The organism is Thermodesulfobacteriota bacterium (genome assembly GCA_040756475.1).
GTDB lineage: Bacteria > Desulfobacterota > Deferrisomatia > Deferrisomatales > JACRMM01 > JBFLZB01.
The window spans coordinates 1-18,948 of record JBFLZB010000089.1 but is presented as its reverse complement, the minus strand read 5'-3'; the positions used below and the strand labels follow the sequence as shown (position 1 = coordinate 18,948).

Sequence of the window (18,948 nt, the reverse complement as noted above, 5' to 3'; positions counted from 1 at the left end):
CAGGGGCTGGGGGCTGGGGGCTAGGGGCTAGGGGCTAGGGGCTAGGGGCTAGGGGTCAGGGGCTGGGGGCTAGGGGCTAGGGGCTAGGGGCTAGGGGCTAGGGGCTAGGGGCTAGGGGCTAGGGGCTAGGGGTCAGGGGCTAGGGGTCAGGGGCTAGGGGCTAGGGGCTAGGGGGCGGGAGGCCGGAAGGGAGGGTCGCGATGCGGTACGGGAGGCTTGGGCTCGTGCTCCTGGGGGGATGGCTGGCCGCGGTGCCGGCGATGGCCGAGGCGCTTTCGCCGATTGCCCTGCCGCCGCCCCGGACCGAGGGGGGGATGCCCCTCAGGGAGGCGCTGAAACTGCGCAGCACGAGCCGGGCCTTTGCCCCCGAGCCGCTGCCGGCCCAGACCCTGTCCGACCTCCTGTGGGCCGCGTGGGGGATCAATCGGCCCGACGGCAAGCGCACGGCGCCCTCGGCGCGCAACTGGCAGGAGATCGACCTGGTGGTCGTATTGCCGGAGGGGGCGTACGTCTATGACCCGACGGGCCATGCACTAAAGCCGCTCGTGGCGGGGGACCTGCGCGCCCTCACGGGGAGGCAGGAGTTCGTTCGGGAGGCCCCCGTGACGCTGGTGTACGTGGCCGACACGGCCCGGATGGCCGGGGCCTCGCCGGAGCAGGTGGAGCCGTGGGCCTTTGCCGATGCCGCCTTCATCAGCCAGAACGTGTACCTCTTCTGCGCCTCCGAGGGGCTCGCCACGGGGGTCCGGGCCCTGGTGGACCGCCCCGCGCTCGCCCGGGCGCTCGGTCTCGCCGACGCCCAGCGCATCACGCTCACCCAGGGCGTCGGCTTCCCGAAGAAGTAGGGATACGGCGATGCGCGCCATGGTGCTCCAAAGCCTCGACGGCCCCGGCGCCCTTTTCCCGGCCGAAGTCCCCGAACCCCACGATCCCGACCGCGTGGTGATCGAGGTGCGCGCGGCGGGGGTGTCGTATGCAGACGCCTTGGTCTTGCGTGGGAAGTACCAGCTTCGCATCGCCCCGCCCTTCGTGCCGGGCACGGAGGTGGCCGGCGTGGTGCGGTCGGCGCCCGCCGGGAGCGGGTTTTGCCCAGGGGACCGGGTGGCGGCCTTCGTGCGCTGGGGGGCCTGGGCCGAGGTGGCGGCGGCGGAGCCCTTCTACACGTTCCCCGTCCCCGAGGAGCTCCCGTTCCCCGAGGCGGCGGCCCTGCCCTTGAACTACCGCACGTCCCACTTCGCGCTCCTGTGGCGCGGGGGCCTGCGGGCCGGGGAGACGGTGCTGGTCCACGGGACGGGGGGCGGTGTAGGCTCGGCGGCGGTGCAGATCGCCGTGGCCTCTCGGGCGCGGGTGCTCGCGACGGCCGCCGGCGAGGAGAAGCAGGCGGTGGCGCGGGGCGCGGGGGCCGAGGTGGTGTTCGACCCCGGCTCGGCCTGGCTCGGCCTGGTGCGCGACGCCACGGGGGGCAGGGGGATCGACGTGGTCTTCGACCCGGTGGGGGGCGCCCTCTTCGACGACAGCGTGCGCTGTCTCGCGCCGGGCGGGAGGCTTCTCGTGGTAGGCTTTGCGGGCGGCGCGATCCCGACCGTCGCCGTGAACCGCCTCCTCCTGCGAAACGCATCGGTGGCAGGCGTGGCCTTTCCCGAGTACGCCGCCGGCGATCCCGCCATGCCTCGCCGGGTGGCCGACGAGGTGCTCGCGCTCCTCGCCAAGGGCCGCCTGCGGCCCGCGATCGGCGACCGCTACCCCCTGGAGCGTGCGGGCGAGGCAGTGCGCGCCCTGGAGGCCCGCACGGCGGTGGGGAAGCTGGTGCTGGTTCTGGGGTGAGGGGGCAGGGACCCAAGGGACCGCAAGGGCTGCAAGGACGGGCCCGTGGTCCTTTCGGTCCTTGCCGTCTTTTTCGTCCCTGGGTTCTTCTGCTGCCTGCCCCTCATCTTCTCCGGCCTCCCGGCCGAACCATAGAAGCGTGCAAGTGTACCGGTGTGCCTCGAACACGTTGGGGAGGAGTGCGATGGGAAGGGTGACGCGGGTGCTGACGGCCGTCGCGGCGTTGGGGATGCTGGCGGGCTGCTCGGGAAAGACGCTGGTGGAGAGCGACCTGGGGATCAAGGGGGCGCCGGACTGGGTGAACAAGGGCACCCAGGTCTTGAACGACCGGGGCGGGCGGCTCTTCCACGGGGTCGGGCAGGCGCCGGAGCTCGGGGACGCGTCCCTCCAGGTCTCCACCGCCGACAACCGGGCCCGGGCCGAGTTGGCGCGGGTCCTCTCCTCGTACATGGACGTGGTGGGCACCGACTACACCGCCGCGGTGGGGGCCGGAGAGGGGCGCTCCAATGAACAGGCGGTGAGCCAGCAGATCCAGAGCCTCACCCAGGTGAACCTGAGCGGGGCCAAGATCATCGCCCACTGGAAGGACCCCAGGACCCGCACGGTCTACTCCCTGGCCGAGCTCGACCTCAAACAGATCAAGGACGCCACCGGCGCGGTCAAGGACATGAGCCCGGGGTTTCGGCAGCACCTCGACGCCCACGGCGACAACCTGTTCGACCGCCTGATCCGGGAGAAGAAGTGATGCGGTGTACTGGTCGAATCGCCCGAGGCCTGGTCTGGACGACCCTCCTAGCCCTGTGCGCGGCCGGGTGCGCCCCTAAAGTCACCCGCCTCGACGCGGGCGAGGTGCGCGACCTGAGCGGTGCGTGGAACGACACGGATTCCCGGCTCGTGTCGGAGGAGATGGTAGGGGACATGCTCGAGGGGCTGTGGCTGCGCGAGCGCGCCGGCAGCGGCCGCCCAGCGGTCATCGTGGGCGAGATCCGAAACCTCAGCCACGAGCACATCAGCGTCTCCACCTTCGTGGCCGACATCGAGCGGGCGGTCATCAACTCGGGCCGGGTGGAGTTCGTGGCGTCCCGGGGGGAGCGGGGGGAGATCCGGGAGGAGCGCAAAGACCAGGATCTGCACGCCAGCGAGAGCACCCGCAAGGCCATGGGGCAGGAGCGGGGCGCCGACTTCATGCTCCAGGGTACCATCAATACCATCATCGACGCTTCGGGCCAGACCCAGGTGCGCTACTACCAGGTGGACCTGACCCTGCTCAGCATGGCCGACAACCGCAAGGTGTGGGTGGGCCAGAAGAAGATCAAGAAGCTCGTGGAGCGCAGCCGGCTGCGCTCGTAGGCGGGGGAGGGAGCCGGGCCGGTGCAGGGGATGGGCGCAGGCACCCGGCGGGGCTTGGTCTTCGCCCTGGCGGGGCTCCTGGCCGGGCCCACCGGGCTGACCGGGTGTGCCGGCCACAGCCGGTCGTTTGCGCCCATCGAGCGCTGCCTCGCGACCCAACGGCCGGCCGATGCCCTGGTGCTCCTCGACGCCCAGAAGCACGCCGGCCGGGACCGCCTGCTCTACCTCCTGAACCGGGCCATGCTCCTTCGCCTCACCGGCGACCTCGCGGGCAGCAACGCCCATTTCGAGCAGGCCAAGGAGTTGATCGACGCCCTCTCGGCCCTGAGCGTGAGCGAGCAGGCGGCCTCCTTTCTCGTCAACGACGCCACTCGCAGCTACGAGGGGGAGCCCCACGAGCAGGTGCTCCTCCACATGTACGCCGCCCTCAACTACCTGGAGGAGGGTCGCCGGGACGAGGCCAGGGTGGAGGCCCTCCAGGTGGACCTGCGGCTGCGCCGGTTGGCGGAGCGGGCGCCGGAGAGCCCGTTTCGCGCCGATCCCTTTGCCCGATACCTCACCGGCCTTCTCTACGAGGAGCGGGGCGAGTGGAGTGATGCCCTGATCGCGTACCGGAAGGCCTTCGAGGCCTACCGGGCCCACGGCGAGCGCTACCCCCTGGCGGTACCCCCGGCGCTCCAGGCGGATCTTTTGCGCCTGACCGCGCGGATGGGGCTTAGCGACGAGCGCGAGGGATACCGCCAGGCCTTCGGGGACGTCCCCACCGAGGGCTCTCCCCTGGAGGAGGGCCTGGGGGAGGTCGTCTTCCTGCTCCACAGCGGGCTGGCGCCCGTGAAGCGCGAGGAGTCGCTGGTCCTCCCCGACCCGGCCTCGGGCCTCCTGGTCTCGGTTTCCCTGCCCCGCTACGAGCGCCGGACCCGCCACGCCCAACGGGCGCGGGTTGCGGCGGGAGACCGTACCGCCTACACCGAGCTGGCGCACGACATCGAAGCCATCGCGCTCGCCAACCACGAGGCGCTCCTGCCGGGAATCACCGCGCGGGCCCTGGCGCGGGCGGTGGCCAAGTTTGCCGCCGCGAAGAGCGTCCAGAAGCGAAACGAGGCTGCCTCGGTGCTCCTCAATCTGGCCGCGGTCCTGACCGAGCGGGCCGATACCCGCAGCTGGCTGACCCTGCCCGCCCAGATCCAGGTGGCCCGGGTGGCGCTGGAGGCGGGGCGCCACGACGTTACCCTGGAGGTGCTCGGGGCCTCCGACCGGGTGCTGTGCCGGCAGGAGTTTCCCGGGGTCCGGGTCGAGGGGGGCCGGCGCACCTACCTTTCCTACCACTGGCCCGAGCCTTGATCCGTCTTCTGGCCCATTCCCCGGCCCATTCCCTGCCCCATTCCCTGACCCGATCCCTCGCGAGGCACTCGTCATGCGAAGCGCCGCCCCCACTCTCACGGTTGTCCTCCTCCTGGCCCTGGGCTGCGCCGGGGCCCCGGCCCGGCCCGAGTGGGTGGCCGACACGCCCCAGGCGTATCCGGCCTCCCGCTATCTCCTGGGCCGCGGCCAGGGGGATACGCCTGCCCTAGCCCGGGACCGGGCCCGGGCGGATCTGGCCAAGAACTTCCGGGTACGGGTGAGCGAGGAGAGCGAAGACCGGGTGACCTACACGAGCGCATCCCAGGGGGAGGGGACGCCGGCCCGCCTGGAGGCCCAGGCCTCCCGGTGGATCGCCGCCCGCACCGACCAGGTGGTGGAGGGGTCGCGGATCGCCGAGGCCTGGCAGGATCCGGGCAGCCGCGCCCACCACGCCCTGGCGGTCCTGGACCGGCTCCAGGCGGGCACGGGTCTGCGCCAGCAGGCGGCGCGCCTGGACGGGGTGACCCGGGAGGCCCTGGCCCAGGCCCGGGCCAGCGACGACCTCCTGGTCCAGATCGGGGCCGCCGGCCGGGCCGTGGAGGCCCAACGGGAGCGCGCCCAGGTGCAGCGCCTGCTGGCCGTGGTGGACCCCACGGGTGCCGGCAGCCCGCCACCGTACGAGCTGGCCCGCCTGGAGGCCGACGAGGCCGAGGTCCGCCGCCGGCTGCGGGTGGCCCCGCGGGCCCTGGAAGACCCCCTGGGCGGCCTGGAACGGGCGGCGGGGGCGGCGCTGGCGGCCGCGGGCTTCCTTCCCGAGGCGGGGGAGGCCGCGGCCTACGAGCTCGACGCCCGCCTGTCGGCCACCGAGCACCCGGGCGCCGACGGCTGGCACTGGGTGCGGGGCACCCTCGAAGTGAGCCTGAAGGAGCGGGGGGGAGCGGTGCGGGGCTCCCATCGGTGGGACGTAAAGGCCTCGGGCCAGCAGCCCGAGCTGGCCCGCCGCCGGGCCGCCGACCAGGCGGCGAGCCTCCTGGAGGCCGAGCTCGGCGGGGTGCTCCTGGGATTCGGCGCGGGGGCGAAGCGCTGAGGAAAGGGGAGCACGGACCCAGGGAACCTCAAGGACCTCAAGGACGGGCCCCGGCCGCGATCCGCCACCTGGGTGGCGAGCGGGTTCCGGGAGCCCCTGCGCTCCGCCCCGCAATCCGCGTGAATTGGAGGGGGGCCCCCTCACGGAATCGGTGCGCATCGCTTCACCGGTTTCCACCGGCTGTGGCGGATCGGTCGATGCGGCACGGGGCTATGCTCCGGGGCTCCCGGAACCCGCCCCGTGATTTGGTGGTGGATTCTGGTCGGCCTGGCCCTCATCCTCATGGGTCCTTGCAGTTCGTTGGGGACAAGGGGGTGGGGACAAGGGGGTTGCCGCCGGCCGACAGAAAGGGTAAGGGGGTTGCGCACGGGCGCCCAAGGCCGTGCCGGCCAGCCGGGGCGCCCGGGGGAAACGAGGGAGAGGATCATGGCAGAGGCAGTGCAGTGGAGGAAGACCCACTGTGGGCGCATGGATCACGGCGGCTGCGGGCTCCTCGTGGGGGTGCAGGACGGCAGGATCGTGCAGGTCAGGGGCGACCCTGAGGCATATTTCAGCCGCGGCTACGTCTGCGCCAAGGGCCTCGCGTCCCCGGATCGGCTGACCCACCCCGACCGCCTCACCCACCCCCTGCGGCGGCTCGGCAGGCGCGGCGCCGGCCAGTGGGAGCGGATCTCCTGGGACGAAGCCCTGGGCCACGTGGCGGAGAACCTGGGCCGCATCCGCGAGGCCCACGGAGCGCGGGCGGTGGCCTTCGGGGTGGGCATGCCCAAGGGGCTGGAGCACTTCGTGCTGATCCGCCTGGCGAACCTGTTCGGTTCCCCCAACGTGGTGGCCTCCCAGGACGTGTGCCACGCGCCCCGGGAGATCGCCGGCGTGCATACCTGCGGTTTCTACCCGGTGGCCGACTTTCACCACCCGAGCAAGCTCGTCCTCCTGTGGGGCAGCAACATCACGGCCACCAACGAGGAGGGGGAGATCTGCCGCCTGCTCCTCGACCAGCTGGATGCCGGCGCGCGCCTGGCGGTGATCGACCCCCGCAGGACCGACCTCGTGGGCCGGGCCGAGCAGTGGGTGCAGCTGCGCCCCGGTACGGACCACGCCCTGGCTCTGGCCATGCTCCACGTCATCATCGAAGAGCGGCTCTACGATGCGCCGTTCGTGGCCCGGTGGACCCACGGCTTCGACGAGCTGGCCGCCCACGTGCGCCAGTACACTCCGGAGCGCATGGCCGAGGTGACCTGGGTTCCCGCCCCGGTCATCCGCGACACGGCCCGGCTCTACGCAACCACGCGGCCGGCGGTGATCCAGTGGGGCAACCCCCTGGAGCAGACGGTGAACGCCTTCGACGCGGTGCGGGCGCTGCTGTGCCTGATGGCGATTACCGGCAACCTGGACGTGCCCGGCGGCAACCTGGACGCCCGCGACCCCAGGATTCTCGGTCTGGCGGAGTTCGTGCGGGCCGACCTCCTTCCCGGAAAGCGCACGGAGATGGTCAGCGCCCACCACGGGGTGATCCCCCGGTTCATGACCGTGCCTCCGGCCTTCTTCCGCCGCGCCGTCCTGGAGGAGACGCCCTACCCGATCAAGGGCTTCTATGCCATGGGCTCGAACGCCATGCTCTCCTATGCGGACAGCGGACAGACCCACCGGGCCCTCGAGAAGCTCGACTTCATCGCCGTGGCCGATCTCTTCATGACCCCGACGGCCGCCATGGCCGACGTGGTGCTCCCGGTGGCCAGCCAGTTCGAGATCAACGACATCGGCCACTACGGGCTCGGGCACGGCTTCATCGTGGCGCGCCCCAAGATCGTGGAGCCGCCCGCCGCGTGCCGGTCGGACATGCAGATCCTCAGCGACCTGGGCCGGCGCCTGAGCCCGCCCGAGCTGTGGCACGACGACGCCGAGCGGTTCCTCGACGACGTCCTGGGGCCCTCGGGGCTGTCGTATGCGGAGTTTGCCGAGAAGGGGTACCTGAAGGGGCCCGAACGCTTTCGGGGATACGAGGAGAAGGGGTTTCGCACGCCCACCGGAAAGGTGGAGCTGCGCCTGAGCACGGCCGAGAAGCTCCAGCTCAGCCCCCTGCCGGCGTGGCGCGGCCTGCCCGAAGAGGAGGATCCCGGCTACCCGCTCCTCCTCACCAGCGCCAAGAGCCGCTTCTATCTCCACTCCTCCTACCGCTGGGTGGAGAAGCTGCGCAGGCAGCGGCCCGAGCCGCGGGTCGAGCTCCACCCCGAGACGGCGGCAGCCCACGGCATCGGCCAGGGCGACCCGGTGGTCATCGAGACCCGGCACGGCCGCATCGTCCAGCAGGCCCACCTGGTCGGGACCCTCCATCCCCGGGTGCTCTGCGCCGCCCACGGGTGGTGGTTCCCCGAGGGCGACCCCCAGCGCCAGTACGACTGGGACCGGGCCAACCTGAACATGCTCACGTCCACCCAGGCCCTGGGCAAGGAGTTCGGCACCCCGAACCTCAAGGGGCTGGGCTGCCGGATCCGGCGGGGATAGGGCGTAGCGCTCGACCGGTGTGGCAGGGGAGCTGCGTCCGGGCGGCTTCCGAGAGCTCGTGCTTGGTCCTTTCTCCCGGCGATTTCGGGAGCGAACGGACGTGCCGGGCCCCCGCCGGAGAACCTCCGACGGAGCGTTCCTGCAACCGGCATCTCCCTGCCTCCTTGGACGGTGCCCGTTCCCGGCCCTCGCCGGACCGGTCTCCGTGGCGGGGGGTCGCAGTGCCCGATCGTGGGCCCGTTCTGCCGGGGGGCCCGAGCGCCAATCCATGCGCCGGCAGACGGCAGTGCGAGGCTGTTCTTGCCGGTCTGCGATCCTCTGTTAAAGTCCTTCCTTCCCGTCGCCACAGCACCCCCGCGCTCCGGTTCCAGCCCAGTCGGCGTGCTGCGGCCGACGACAACGTGGACGGTCTTGTGGGCACCTCCCACCGGCCGATGGACCCTCGGCCCAACGGCCGACCCCCCAAGGCATGGAGGAGAGACGATGGAGTTCTCTGCGGACAAACTACTGGAAGCCGTGCAGTTCTGGGGCCTGAAGGCGGTGATGGCGGTCGCCATCTTCGTCATCGGCCGAATCGTGGCGCGGGTGCTGCGCAACTCGCTGCGTGCCGCCCTGCGGCGCGGCAAGGTGGAAGAGACGCTGGTGTCCTTCGCCTCCAACCTGACCTATGCCCTGCTCATGGTGATGGTGATCATCGCCACCCTCAACCAGCTCGGCGTGCAGACGACCTCCTTCATTGCCGTCCTCGGCGCAGCCGGCCTGGCGGTGGGCCTGGCCCTGCAGGGGTCGCTGGCCAACTTTGCTGCAGGCATTCTGATGATCATCTTCAAGCCCTTCAAGGTTGGGGATTTCGTCGAGGCCGCCGGTACCATGGGGATCGTGGAGGAGATCGAGATCTTCACGACCAAGCTGCGTACCCCAGACAACAAACAGATCATTGTCCCCAACAACCAGATCACCAACGGCAACATCACGAACTTCTCCGCAAAGGAGACCCGTCGCGTCGACCTGGTGGTGGGGGTCAGCTACGGCGACGACCTCAACAGGGTCCAGGCCGTTCTGGAAGACATCCTGAGCAAGGACGAGCGCATTCTCAGCGACCCGGCCCCCACCATCGGCGTGCTGGCGCTCGGGGAGAGCAGCATCGACTTCGCGGTGCGCCCCTGGGTGCCATCCGGCGACTACTGGCCCACGTTGTTCGACCTCAACAAGACCATCAAGGAGCGCTTCGACGCCGAGGGTATCTGCATTCCCTTTCCGCAGCGCGACGTGCATCTGTTTTCCGTCAAGGGAGATGCTGCCGCCGCGTAGGGTTTTTAGGTCAAATGCCGCGCACGGGCAGGAGGCCCGCGGCCTCGACCCCTTCGGGTCTGACCCGCGCCCCCAGGGCGTAGACCTCCACGCCCGCGGCAGCGGCCCGCCGAAGACCCTCTGCGTAGGCGGGGTCGATGTCGGCGGCGGGCTCGAACCACCGGCCGTCGCCTCGCTGGACGACGTAGAGCATGGCGGCCCGGTGGCCCGCCCGCACCTGGGCGGCGAGCTCGTGCAGGTGCTTGAGGCCCCGGGCGGTGGGGGCGTCGGGGAAGCGCGCGGCGCCCCCTTCCACCAGGGTCACGTTCTTCACCTCCACGTAGCACAGCCCCGGACCCGAGAGCAGCAGGTCCACCCGGCTGTGCTCGCCCAGGGGCCGCTCCCGGACGATCTGCGAAAAGCCCGCAAGCGCGGGCACCCGCCCCGCGCGGATGGCCGCTTCGGCCAGGCGGTTGGGCACGGCGGTGTCGACACCCACCCAGCCGGCGGGGCCTTCCACCGCTTTCCAGGTGTAGCGGAGCTTGCGGGCGGGATTGGCGCTGTCCCACAAGAGGGCAATGCGCCCGGGAAAGAGGCACCCCCGCATGGAGCCCGTGTTGGGGCAGTGGGCCACGGCGGGCGTGCCGTCGTCGAGCACCATGTCCGCCAGGAACCGCTGCCGCCGGCCCAGAAAGGTGGCGAACCGCCGGGGCTCCGGAAAAGGGACGAAGACGGGCGGGCTCAAGGGGCGTGCTCCCCGGGACGATGAGTTCGGGGTGCGAACCCGCCCCGGAGGTGCCCCGTGAAAGGCCTCGGTCTCATCGTCGTCCTCGCCGCGCTGCTCACCATCACCTATCTCGTGGTCCGGGACCTCGATACCCTCCACTCCCGCAGCGGAGACCAGGTGGTGCTGGAACCCCTGGAAGCCGCCAAGGGTACCGTGGACCTCCTCAACCGCACCCAGGACGAGCGCCTCCAGCGAATCGACGAGGCGAAGTGAACGGGGGCGACGGGTGACGCGTGACGCGTGACGGGTAGGTCGGCCTCGCGCCGGGCGGCGCGAAGAAGCGGGCAGCTCGAACCAGGAGGGCAGTCGGCGACACCCCGTCACGCCTCACCTCTCACGATTCGCGTCTCACGCGTCCCGACCCCGCCCCCTCGCCAGCGCCGCCTCGACCTTCGCGAGGATTCCCCTCAGGATCCGCACGTCTCGTGGCTCGGGAAGCCGCCGGGAGAGCATGCGCCGCACCTCGTTCATCATCCGGGCCGGGCTTGCCTCTTCGATGAAACCGATCTCGTGCAGCACGCGCTCGGCGTGGGCGTAGAACCCCTCGAGCTCCCCAACCGGCGCGGGCGCCGGGACCGCGGGCGCAGCGGGGGCGGCCAGGGCCAAGGACGCCTCGTAGCAGAAGAGCCCCACCGCCTGGGCGAGGTTGAGGCTCGGGAGGCGCCGATGAGTGGGGATGCGCACCAGCCAGTGGCACCGCTGGAGCTCCGCGGTGGTGAGTCCCGCGTCTTCCCGACCGAAGACCGCGGCGACGCGAGCCGCGGGGGCCTCTTGCGAGAGGCGCTGCGCCGCTGTCCGAAGGTCCATGCCGTCCCTGCGGCGCTTGCCCAGGCGGGTGGTAAAGCCCAGGGCAACCTGCGCTTCCCCCAGGGCCTCCTCGAGGCTCGTCGCGAGCCGGGCCCCGCGCACCACGTCCACCGCGGTTCGGGCCATGGCCGGGAGCGACGGGTCTTCCAGCGCGCGAGATGCCGGGTTCACCAGGACGAGGCGGGAGAGGCCGAAGTTGGCCATCACCCGGGCCACGCTGCCCAGATTGCCCCCGTACAGGGGCTCTACGAGGACGACGGATACGAGGTCCAGGGAGGACACGGCTTTTCGGCCTCAGGGCGGGAGAGGCAAGAAAGGGGAGGCCCCGGGGCCTCCCCTTTCTTGCAATGGGCTCGGAACGGGCGCGGCGCTACTTCTTGACCGGGGGCTTGATGCCCAGCCGCTTGGCCGAGTGGTCGCGCCCCATGTAGAAGTTGAGCCAGGACGAGGTCCAGAGCAGGTCGTAGTTGACCGGCGGCACGTGGTAGGCCCCCAGAGTGTCCTCGGCGCCGTGGCTCTTGAGCCTCGGGTAGGCCCGCACGTAGATGCACTGCTTTTCCTTGGGGTACACCTCGCACCAGCCCTCAAAGCTTCCGCCGCAGGGGCCGTTCCTCTGCCCCTTGGGGCACTGGCTCGTGGGGCACAGGTAGGCGATGTCGAACAGGCCGCAGTCTCCGCAGTGCATGCACTCGTTGGTCATCACCTTCATGAAGTGCTCGACCCGGGTGAAGGCGTGCTCCACAGCCGAGCCGTCCACGGCCTTGGCGAAGGCCTGCATGGGCTTGAAGAGGAAGCCCTTCTCCTCGAACATCGCGTGGTGGAGCACCTGGAAGGCCTTGTACCCCAGGCCTGCGCTCGCCCGGTCCTTGGAGCGGTCCACCGGGAACTCGGCGTTGAGGCCGGTCTTGGGGTCCTTCTCGAAGTAGTACCAGCCGTTGGGCTGGGGAAAGTCGAACTCCCGCACGAGATCCGGCCAGTTGGAGGCAAGCTCCTCGCCCTTGGCGATGATCTGCTCCACTTCCTCGTACTTCATCCCGTGGCCGCCGATGTGCACGCCGGAAAACCCCATGCCCTTCATCATGGCGTACATCTTGGCCGCGCGCTCCAGGCGCTTGCCCTTGCCCTTGTCCTCGGCCTCCGCCTCCTTCGCGATGGCGGCCACGAGCTCGTTGGTGACGACGCACCCGGGCAGGCCGTTGCGGTTCATGAGCCGGGCGGCACCGAGGGGCAGCAGGTAGATGTTGCCGATGACCGGTACGTGCCCGTAGCCCAGGTGCTTCACCATCAGGAGGGCTTCGTGGATCTTGCGGGCGTCGTAACCGAGCTGGGTCACGATGAACTGGGCGCCTGCCTCGAGCTTCTTCTTGAGCTTGTAGTACTGGCCCATCTGCTCGGACTCCAGGGCCTTGAAGGGGCTCACCGCCGCCCCGGCGAAGAAGTGGGTGGGCGCCAGGGTCGCGGTGCCCTTCATGGTGGGCACTTCGAGCCCCTTGTTCAGGTCGGTCACCATGTGGAGGAGCATGCTGGGGTCGATGTCGAACACGGGCTTGGAGCGGCCCATGTAACCCGTGTAGGTATAGTCGCCCGTCATGAGCAGGAGGTTTCGAACCCCCGCGCGCTCCATGCCGTACAAGAGCCCTTCGAGCTGGTTTCGGTTCTTGTCCTTGCACGTGAAGTGGACCAGGGGCTCGATCCCCATCTTGAGGATCTCGGTCCCCAGCATCTCGGCGGAGATGGCGGGATTGCCCCCCGGGTTGTCTGTGATGGTAAGGGCGTGGACCTTGCCCCCCTTGACTGCCTCCTGGGCCGAGGCGACCACCACCTCCTGGGCCTTCTCGAAGGAGCCCCGGCCGGGCACGAGCTCCCAGGTGATGCTCAGGGCGTTCTTGTCGAGGAGCGACTGTTGGAATTTCGTGAGATTCTCGGCCACGATCCTTCCTCCTCTCCCGGGGGAAAATGAACAGCACGAAGAGCAAACGCGGCGGATTATAGGGAGCGGCCCCGGCGAAGTCAACGAAGTGGGCGGCCCGGAATTGACGCTTTGGGGCGGTCGCTGCCCCCCTACCCCAGCACCTCGAAATCTTCCTGGTGGTAGTCTTGCCGGGCGCGCAGCGAGATGCGCCGGCCGAGCACCCGCTCCAGATCCTCCAGGCTCGCCCGCTCCTCCTCGTAGAGGTAGCTCACCACGTCGGGGTGGGCGAGCACCACCACCTCTTCGCCCACGAAGCCCCGGCGGCGCCGCCGGAGCTCCCGGAAGAGCTCGTAGGCCACCGTGGTGCGGGCCTTCACGGTGGCCTTGCCCTCGCAGTAGGGGCAGGGCTCGCACAGGGTGCGTCCCAGGCTCTCCCGGATGCGCTTTCGGGTCATCTCCACCAGGCCCAGGCTCGAGATCTCCAGCAGATTGGTCTTGGCCCGGTCCTTTCGCAGCTCCGCTTCCAGGGCCTCGAAGACCTTCTGGCGGTTCTCCTCCACCTCCATGTCGATGAAGTCGAGGATGATGATCCCCCCGATGTTGCGAAGCCGCAGCTGGTAGGCGATCTCCCGGGCGGCTTCGAGGTTGGTCTTGAGGATCGTGTCCTCGAGGTTTCGCTTGCCCACGTAGGAGCCCGTGTTCACGTCGATGGCGGTCAGGGCCTCGGTGAGCTCGATGACGATGTAGCCGCCGCTTTTCAGCCACACCTTGCGCTCCAGGGCCTTGGAGATTTCGAGCTCGATGCCGTAGAAGTCGAAGATGGGCTCGGGGCGGGTGTAGAGCTCCACCGCGGGCTTGGCCTGGGGCACGTACTTCTCCACGAACTCCAGGATCTTGCGGTACTCCTCCGGGGAGTCCACCACGACGCGCTGCACGTCGGGGGCGTAGAGGTCGCGGATGGAGCGGAAGGTGACGTCGAGATCCGAGTGGATCAGGTTGGGGGCGGGGGCCCGGGCGGCCTTCTTCCCGATCTCGTCCCAGAGGCGGGCGAGGAACTCCATCTCGGGCTGGAGCTCCTCGGCGCTGCACCCCTCGGCGGCGGTGCGTACGATGAAGCCCCCGGAGGGTCCGGGGCGAAGCCCCGTCACGGTCTCCCGCAGGCGGGTGCGCTCGGCTTCGTCGGTGATGCGCCGCGACACCCCCACGTGGTTCACGTCGGGCAGGTAGACGACGTTGCGCCCGGGCAGGCTCACGAACTGGGTGATGCGGGCCCCCTTGCGGCCCAGGGGCTCCTTGGCCACCTGGACCAGGATCTCCTGGCCTTCCTGGAGGAGGTCCTCGATGGGGGAGAGCACCCGGGCCCGGGGGAAGGGCTCGTCGTCGTCGAGCTCCTGTTCCGCGCCGAAGAGCTCGGTGTACTCCTTCACCGCTGACTTCACGTCTGAGACGTAGAGGAAGGCCGCCTTCTCCAGGCCGATGTCCACGAAGGCGGCCTGCATGCCGGGCAGCACCCTCACGACGCGGCCCTTGTAGATGCTGCCGGCCACCCGCCGGTCCTTCACGTACTCGATGTAGAGCTCGGCCAGGAGCTTGTTCTCCAGGAGGGCCACCCGGGTCTCCTGGGGGCTCGCGTTGATCACGATCTCCTTGGTCAGGGTCGTGGCCGCTTCGGCCACGTGGACGGCCGGGTGCGAGGGTGGGCTGTCGGTCTTCATGGCGGATCCCCAGGTCTGTCGGCGGGGCGCAGGGCCCTCACGCCAGTTCGTTTCGGGTCTTCAGGATACGGGCACACGCCCGCTCGGCCTCCGGCAGCCCGGCCAGGGCGCGCACCAAGTCCTCCATGCCCAGGGCGGTGCCGTCCTGGGCCCGGCGCAGGCGCACGGCGAGCGCTTCGCCGTCGAACCACAGGCCCTCGGCGTAGGCCCGGGCGTCGAGCACCCGGTCGGGCTTGTTCTTTCGGCGCTTGACCACCGGGAAATCGGGCACGCCCCAAAAACGCTGCACGGCGGCCTCCCAGCCCCCCCGGGCCGCGGCGGCGGCCGAGGCCGCTTGCGTGGGCCAGACCCGGTACTCTTCCCGGGTGTCGCCCCCCGTGAGGCCGCGGGAGCCGGGCTGGAGGGTCCACAGGGCCTCGACCCGCAGCCCTTCGGGCAGGTGCTCGTTTAGGGCAGCCTGGGCGGCGGCCAGGGGGGGCACCTCCCGGAGCTTGGCGTCTCCCAGCTCTGCCAGGCTCTCGGTTCCGAGGGAGAGCGCCGGGCCCAGGGTGAGGCGTGGGTGGGGGTGGTACCCCTGGGAGTAGGCCAGGGGTACCCCGGCGGCGCGCAGCGCCCGGTGAAGTGCCGCCACGGTCTCCAGGTGGGAGAGCAGGCTCGCCGGGCCGGTCTTGGAGAACCGGAACCGCAGGCGGGGCAGGAGGCTCGAGTCCTCCCCTCCGGGTTCGCCCTCCCCCTCCGGGCGCTCGCGGCAGGGGGGGAAGTCCCGGGGGCCGGCCACCCGGGGCAGGAGGGCCTCGAAGTCGCACAGCCCGCACCCCTGGCACGAACCGTCCCGGCAGTCGCCGGTAGGGACCTCCCGGCGGGCCCGCTCCCACTCGGCGGCCAGGAAGGCCCGGTCCACCCCCAGGTCCACCACGTCCCAGGGCAGGGGCCCATCCGGGTCCCGCTCCGCCAGGCACTCCTCCAGGGAGAGCCCGGCCTCGGTCAGGGCCTCCTGCCACAGGTCCCACCGGAACCGGTCGGTCCAGCCGTCCATGCGGCAGCCCTTGCGGTAGGCCGCGAGCACTGCCGCCCCCACCCGGCGGTCCCCCCGGGAGAAGACCCCCTCCAGCGCGCTCATGGGCCCGCTGTGCCACTTGAGCTCCACCTTGCGCTCCCGGCCGAGCTCGCGGTGGAAGTAGGCCTGGGCCTCGGCGGCCTCGGCCGGGGCGAGCTGCCGGCACCACTGGAAGGGCGTGTGGGGCTTGGGGACGAAGTTGGAGAGGCTCACTCCCACCCGGCCCCTCCCCCCCGGTGCCAGGCGCGCCACCTTGCGCACCAGGTCCACGATGCCCGCCCAGTCCTCCCGGGTCTCGGTGGGGAGCCCGATCATGAAGTAGAGCTTCAGGGCCTTCCAGCCGGCGGCGAAGATCCGCTGGGCGGCCTCCAAGACGTCGGCCTCGGTGACGTTCTTGTTTACCACCCGCCGCAGGCGCTCGGTGCCCGCCTCGGGCGCCACCGTGAAGCCGGTCTTCCGAACCCGGCCGACTTCCTCCAGGAGCCGGGGCTCCAGGCTGTCGACCCGAAGGCTCGGCAGGCTCACGGCCACCCGCTCGGGGGCGTGGGCGTCCATGAGGGTGACCAGCAGCGGCCCGATGGCGCAGTAGTCGCCGGTGGAGAGGGACAGCAGCCCCACCTCGTCGAAGCCGGTGGCGCAAAGGCCCCGTGCGACGATGTCGGCCACGAGCTCGGGGCTGCGCTCTCGGACCGGGCGGTAGAGAAACCCGGCCTGGCAGAACCGGCACCCCCGGGTGCATCCCCGGGCGAGCTCCACCGCCAGACGCTCGTGGACCGGGGAGATGAAGGGGACCAGCGGCCGGTCCGGTACCGGGGCCCGCTCCAGGTCGGCCACCACCCGGCGGCGCACCCGCAAGGGCGGCTCGAAACCCGCAAAGCGGCCTTCGCTGTACAGGGGGCGCACGGACGAGGGGACGTACACGCCCCCGATCCGGGCCAGGGCGGCCAGGCGGCCCTTGCGGTCGGCCCCGGAGGCCACGGCCGCCGCCAGGGCCTGCGCGACCTCGGCGGCGCCCTCCTCGGCCTCGCCCACGAAGAAGGCGTCGAAAAAGTCCGCCAGGGGCTCGGGGTTGGCTGCGATGGGCCCGCCCCCGAGGACGAGGGGATGCGCCTCCCCCCGGTCCCGGGCGAGCAGCGGGATGCCTCCGAGCTCCAGCATGGCCAGCACGTTGGTGGCCAGGAGCTCGTAGGGCAGGGTGAAGCCCACCAGGTCGAACTCCCCCAGGGCCCGGCCCGACTCCCGGGCGACCAGGGGCCAGTCCCGGCGGCGCAGCAGGGCTTCCATGTCGGGCCAGGGGGCGTAGGCGCGTTCGGCCAGCACCCCCTCGAGGCGGTTGAGCACGTGGTAGAGGAGCGGCAGCCCCAGGTGGCTCGCCCCGATCTCGTACACGTCGGGGAAGCACAGGGCCACCCGGAGCCGGGCCGAGGCCCAGTCCTTGACGACCGCGCCCGCCTCCAGCCCCTCGTATCGGCCGGGCTTCTCCACGTCCAGCAGGGCGAGGCCGTAGCGCATCAGCAACCCCCGGGGGCGGCCCTGGGCCGGGAGGGCGTTGGTCGGTGGAGCGGGCGTTGGGTCACGGGTGGCCTGTCCGGATGGGGGGCGAAAAGGATTTGTTAGCATACACGGGAAGAGCAGCGCGCTCCACCGTCGAAGACGCCCCCCGCAGGCACCCTCTCCGGCCGCGCCTCGGCGGTCAGCGGTCGGCCGCAGAGGCGCCGCAGGCGTCGCTCCTGCAATCGCCTGCCCCGCAGCCGGGAAGACCCCCGGCCCGCCCGAAACATTGTGCCGAAACGGCTCCGGAGTCTTGCCCTTTCCGGCCGGGTTGCCTACAAAGGGATGACCGGCGGCCGCGGCCGCCGTCCCTCTCACCCCAGCTCTTCGGGAGCCTCCATGGTCCAGCACAGCGACACGGACGATCGGACTTCGGTCTGGGACGTCCTTCGGGCGGCGCCCCAGTATGCCCTGCCCCACCACCTGCTCTCCGCTGCCATGGAGAAGCTCACGCGCTCCCGGGCGCGGTGGTTCAAGGACCCGCTGATCCGCTGGTTCTCCCGGGCGTACCGGATCGACTGGGACGAGGCGCGGTTTCGGTCCCCGGGGGCGTACCCCACGTTCAACGCCTTCTTCACCCGGGAGCTCCGGCCCGGGGCGCGCCCCGTGGACCCGTCGCCGGGGGCGGTGGTCTCCCCGGTGGACGCCGTGGTGAGCCAGGCGGGGGTCGCCGCGGGGGCCGCGCTCTTCCAGGCCAAGGGGCGCACCTTCGACCTGGTGCGCCTCCTGGGGGGGAGCGCCGAGCGCGCCGCCCCCTTCCGGGGAGGGTCCTTCGCCACGTTGTACCTCTCTCCCCGGGACTACCACCGCATCCACATGCCCCTGGCGGGTACCCTGCGGGAGATGGTCTGCGTGCCCGGCCGCCTCTTCAGCGTCAGCCCCGCCACGACCCGGACGGTCCCGGAGCTCTTCGCTCGAAACGAGCGGGTGGCCGCCGTGTTCGACACCGATGCCGGGCCCCTGGCCCTGGTGCTCGTGGGGGCGGTCTTCGTGGGGAGCATCGAGACGGTGTGGCACGGGGTCGTCACGCCGCCGCGACAGCGGGAGGTGCGGCGCTGGGAGTACCCGCTCGGCGCGGTCCGGCTGGAGAAGGGCCAGGAGCTCGGGCGCTTCAACATGGGGTCCACGGTCATCGTCCTGTTCGGGAAGGACGCGGTGCGCTGGCGGCCCGAGCTGGTGCCGGAGAGGCGGGTGCGGATGGGCGAGACTGTCGGCGAGGCCGCAGCCGGGTGATCCCCGGCCAGGCCAACCGGGGCGGCCTCAGGCAATCCACAGGAGGAGGGAGCCAATCAGGATGGCCCACGAGAGGCTGAGCATCGTGCCGACCAGGACATACTCGGCGACCTTCTGCTCTCGAGCCTCCTTGATCTCGCCGAACCGGATGATGCCCTTGGCGGCGAGCACGAGTCCGATGGCTGCGTGGCTGCCGGCGAGGATGAAGGTCAGAGCCAGGAACCGCTCGAGCCACCCGATGACCTTACCCCCCCGAGTTAGCCCGCGCCGTCGGAACTCCCGGACCGCCTCCTCGTCCTCGGGCCGCAGCACCCGGCGCAGGGCGGCCTCCACGATGACCCCTCCCCCGAAGACGACGGCCAGGTAGCCCACCCCGACCAGAAGCGCGCTCACGGCGGGCTCTCCGGTGCCGGCGCAGGACCGAGCGGGTATCCCGTTGCGAATCGCAGCAGGGCCTCGCGGGCCTCCAGGTAGAGCTTGGCCTGGCTG

At 71.0% G+C, this 18,948-nt stretch carries 16 protein-coding genes; 10 read left to right on the top strand and 6 right to left on the bottom strand.

From position 1 onward, the window contains the following. Positions 1 to 200: 200 nt before the first annotated feature. From AB1578_13645 to AB1578_13610, 8 genes are all read left to right on the top strand, one after another. Positions 201 to 845, top strand: a complete 645-nt coding sequence (locus AB1578_13645) for a nitroreductase family protein (protein ID MEW6488945.1) — start codon at positions 201 to 203, stop codon at positions 843 to 845. Positions 846 to 855: 10 nt separating this feature from the next. After that, positions 856 to 1,824 carry an NADPH:quinone oxidoreductase family protein gene (locus AB1578_13640; GenBank protein MEW6488944.1) on the top strand — a complete coding sequence of 323 codons (969 nt, stop codon included), beginning with the start codon at positions 856 to 858 and terminating at the stop codon, positions 1,822 to 1,824. A 184-nt stretch (positions 1,825 to 2,008) separates the two neighbouring features. Continuing rightward, complete coding sequence (locus AB1578_13635) at positions 2,009 to 2,569, top strand: hypothetical protein (protein ID MEW6488943.1); 561 nt, start codon at positions 2,009 to 2,011, stop codon at positions 2,567 to 2,569. Beyond that, on the top strand, positions 2,569 to 3,174 hold the full coding sequence (locus tag AB1578_13630; protein ID MEW6488942.1) for a penicillin-binding protein activator LpoB: 606 nt from the start codon (positions 2,569 to 2,571) through the stop codon (positions 3,172 to 3,174). The genes AB1578_13635 and AB1578_13630 overlap by 1 nt, the downstream gene beginning before the upstream one ends. Before the next feature lie 30 nt (positions 3,175 to 3,204). After that, positions 3,205 to 4,515 (top strand): hypothetical protein, encoded by a 1,311-nt coding sequence (locus tag AB1578_13625; protein MEW6488941.1) that lies wholly within the window; start codon positions 3,205 to 3,207, stop codon positions 4,513 to 4,515. Between the two features lie 73 nt (positions 4,516 to 4,588). Next, positions 4,589 to 5,602 carry an LPP20 family lipoprotein gene (locus AB1578_13620; GenBank protein MEW6488940.1) on the top strand — a complete coding sequence of 338 codons (1,014 nt, stop codon included), beginning with the start codon at positions 4,589 to 4,591 and terminating at the stop codon, positions 5,600 to 5,602. 426 nt (positions 5,603 to 6,028) lie between these two features. Further along, on the top strand, positions 6,029 to 8,107 hold the full coding sequence (locus AB1578_13615; GenBank protein ID MEW6488939.1) for a molybdopterin-dependent oxidoreductase: 2,079 nt from the start codon (positions 6,029 to 6,031) through the stop codon (positions 8,105 to 8,107). Between the two features lie 483 nt (positions 8,108 to 8,590). Next, complete coding sequence (locus AB1578_13610) at positions 8,591 to 9,418, top strand: mechanosensitive ion channel domain-containing protein (GenBank protein ID MEW6488938.1); 828 nt, start codon at positions 8,591 to 8,593, stop codon at positions 9,416 to 9,418. Between the two features lie 10 nt (positions 9,419 to 9,428). On the opposite strand, the gene sfsA is transcribed toward AB1578_13610, so the two are convergent. Further along, positions 9,429 to 10,142, bottom strand: coding sequence for a DNA/RNA nuclease SfsA (gene sfsA, locus AB1578_13605; protein ID MEW6488937.1), 714 nt, complete (start codon positions 10,140 to 10,142; stop codon positions 9,429 to 9,431). Positions 10,143 to 10,199: 57 nt separating this feature from the next. Here sfsA and AB1578_13600 point away from each other — a divergent pair, with 57 nt between their 5' ends. Continuing rightward, a complete protein-coding gene (locus AB1578_13600; GenBank protein MEW6488936.1) occupies positions 10,200 to 10,397 on the top strand; it encodes a hypothetical protein in 198 nt (65 codons plus the stop codon). Between the two features lie 135 nt (positions 10,398 to 10,532). Here AB1578_13600 and AB1578_13595 read toward each other — a convergent pair whose 3' ends face one another. The 4 genes from AB1578_13595 to AB1578_13580 all read right to left on the bottom strand — a co-directional run bounded on the left by AB1578_13595 (position 10,533) and on the right by AB1578_13580 (position 17,187). Beyond that, the gene (locus AB1578_13595; GenBank protein ID MEW6488935.1) at positions 10,533 to 11,273 is read right to left on the bottom strand and encodes an RNA methyltransferase; all 741 of its coding nucleotides are present in this window, start codon (positions 11,271 to 11,273) and stop codon (positions 10,533 to 10,535) included. An 88-nt stretch (positions 11,274 to 11,361) separates the two neighbouring features. Continuing rightward, a complete protein-coding gene (locus AB1578_13590; GenBank protein MEW6488934.1) occupies positions 11,362 to 12,921 on the bottom strand; it encodes a methylenetetrahydrofolate reductase C-terminal domain-containing protein in 1,560 nt (519 codons plus the stop codon). 131 nt (positions 12,922 to 13,052) lie between these two features. Beyond that, complete coding sequence (locus AB1578_13585) at positions 13,053 to 14,558, bottom strand: Rne/Rng family ribonuclease (protein ID MEW6488933.1); 1,506 nt, start codon at positions 14,556 to 14,558, stop codon at positions 13,053 to 13,055. Positions 14,559 to 14,655: 97 nt separating this feature from the next. Continuing rightward, positions 14,656 to 17,187, bottom strand: coding sequence for a TIGR03960 family B12-binding radical SAM protein (locus tag AB1578_13580; protein MEW6488932.1), 2,532 nt, complete (start codon positions 17,185 to 17,187; stop codon positions 14,656 to 14,658). 378 nt (positions 17,188 to 17,565) lie between these two features. Between AB1578_13580 and asd the strand changes: the two genes are divergently transcribed. Next, complete coding sequence (asd, locus tag AB1578_13575) at positions 17,566 to 18,459, top strand: archaetidylserine decarboxylase (protein MEW6488931.1); 894 nt, start codon at positions 17,566 to 17,568, stop codon at positions 18,457 to 18,459. 27 nt (positions 18,460 to 18,486) lie between these two features. Here the strand turns inward: asd and AB1578_13570 are convergent, their stop codons facing one another. Continuing rightward, complete coding sequence (locus tag AB1578_13570; GenBank protein ID MEW6488930.1) at positions 18,487 to 18,852, bottom strand: hypothetical protein; 366 nt, start codon at positions 18,850 to 18,852, stop codon at positions 18,487 to 18,489. Between the last annotated feature and the right edge of the window lie 96 nt (positions 18,853 to 18,948).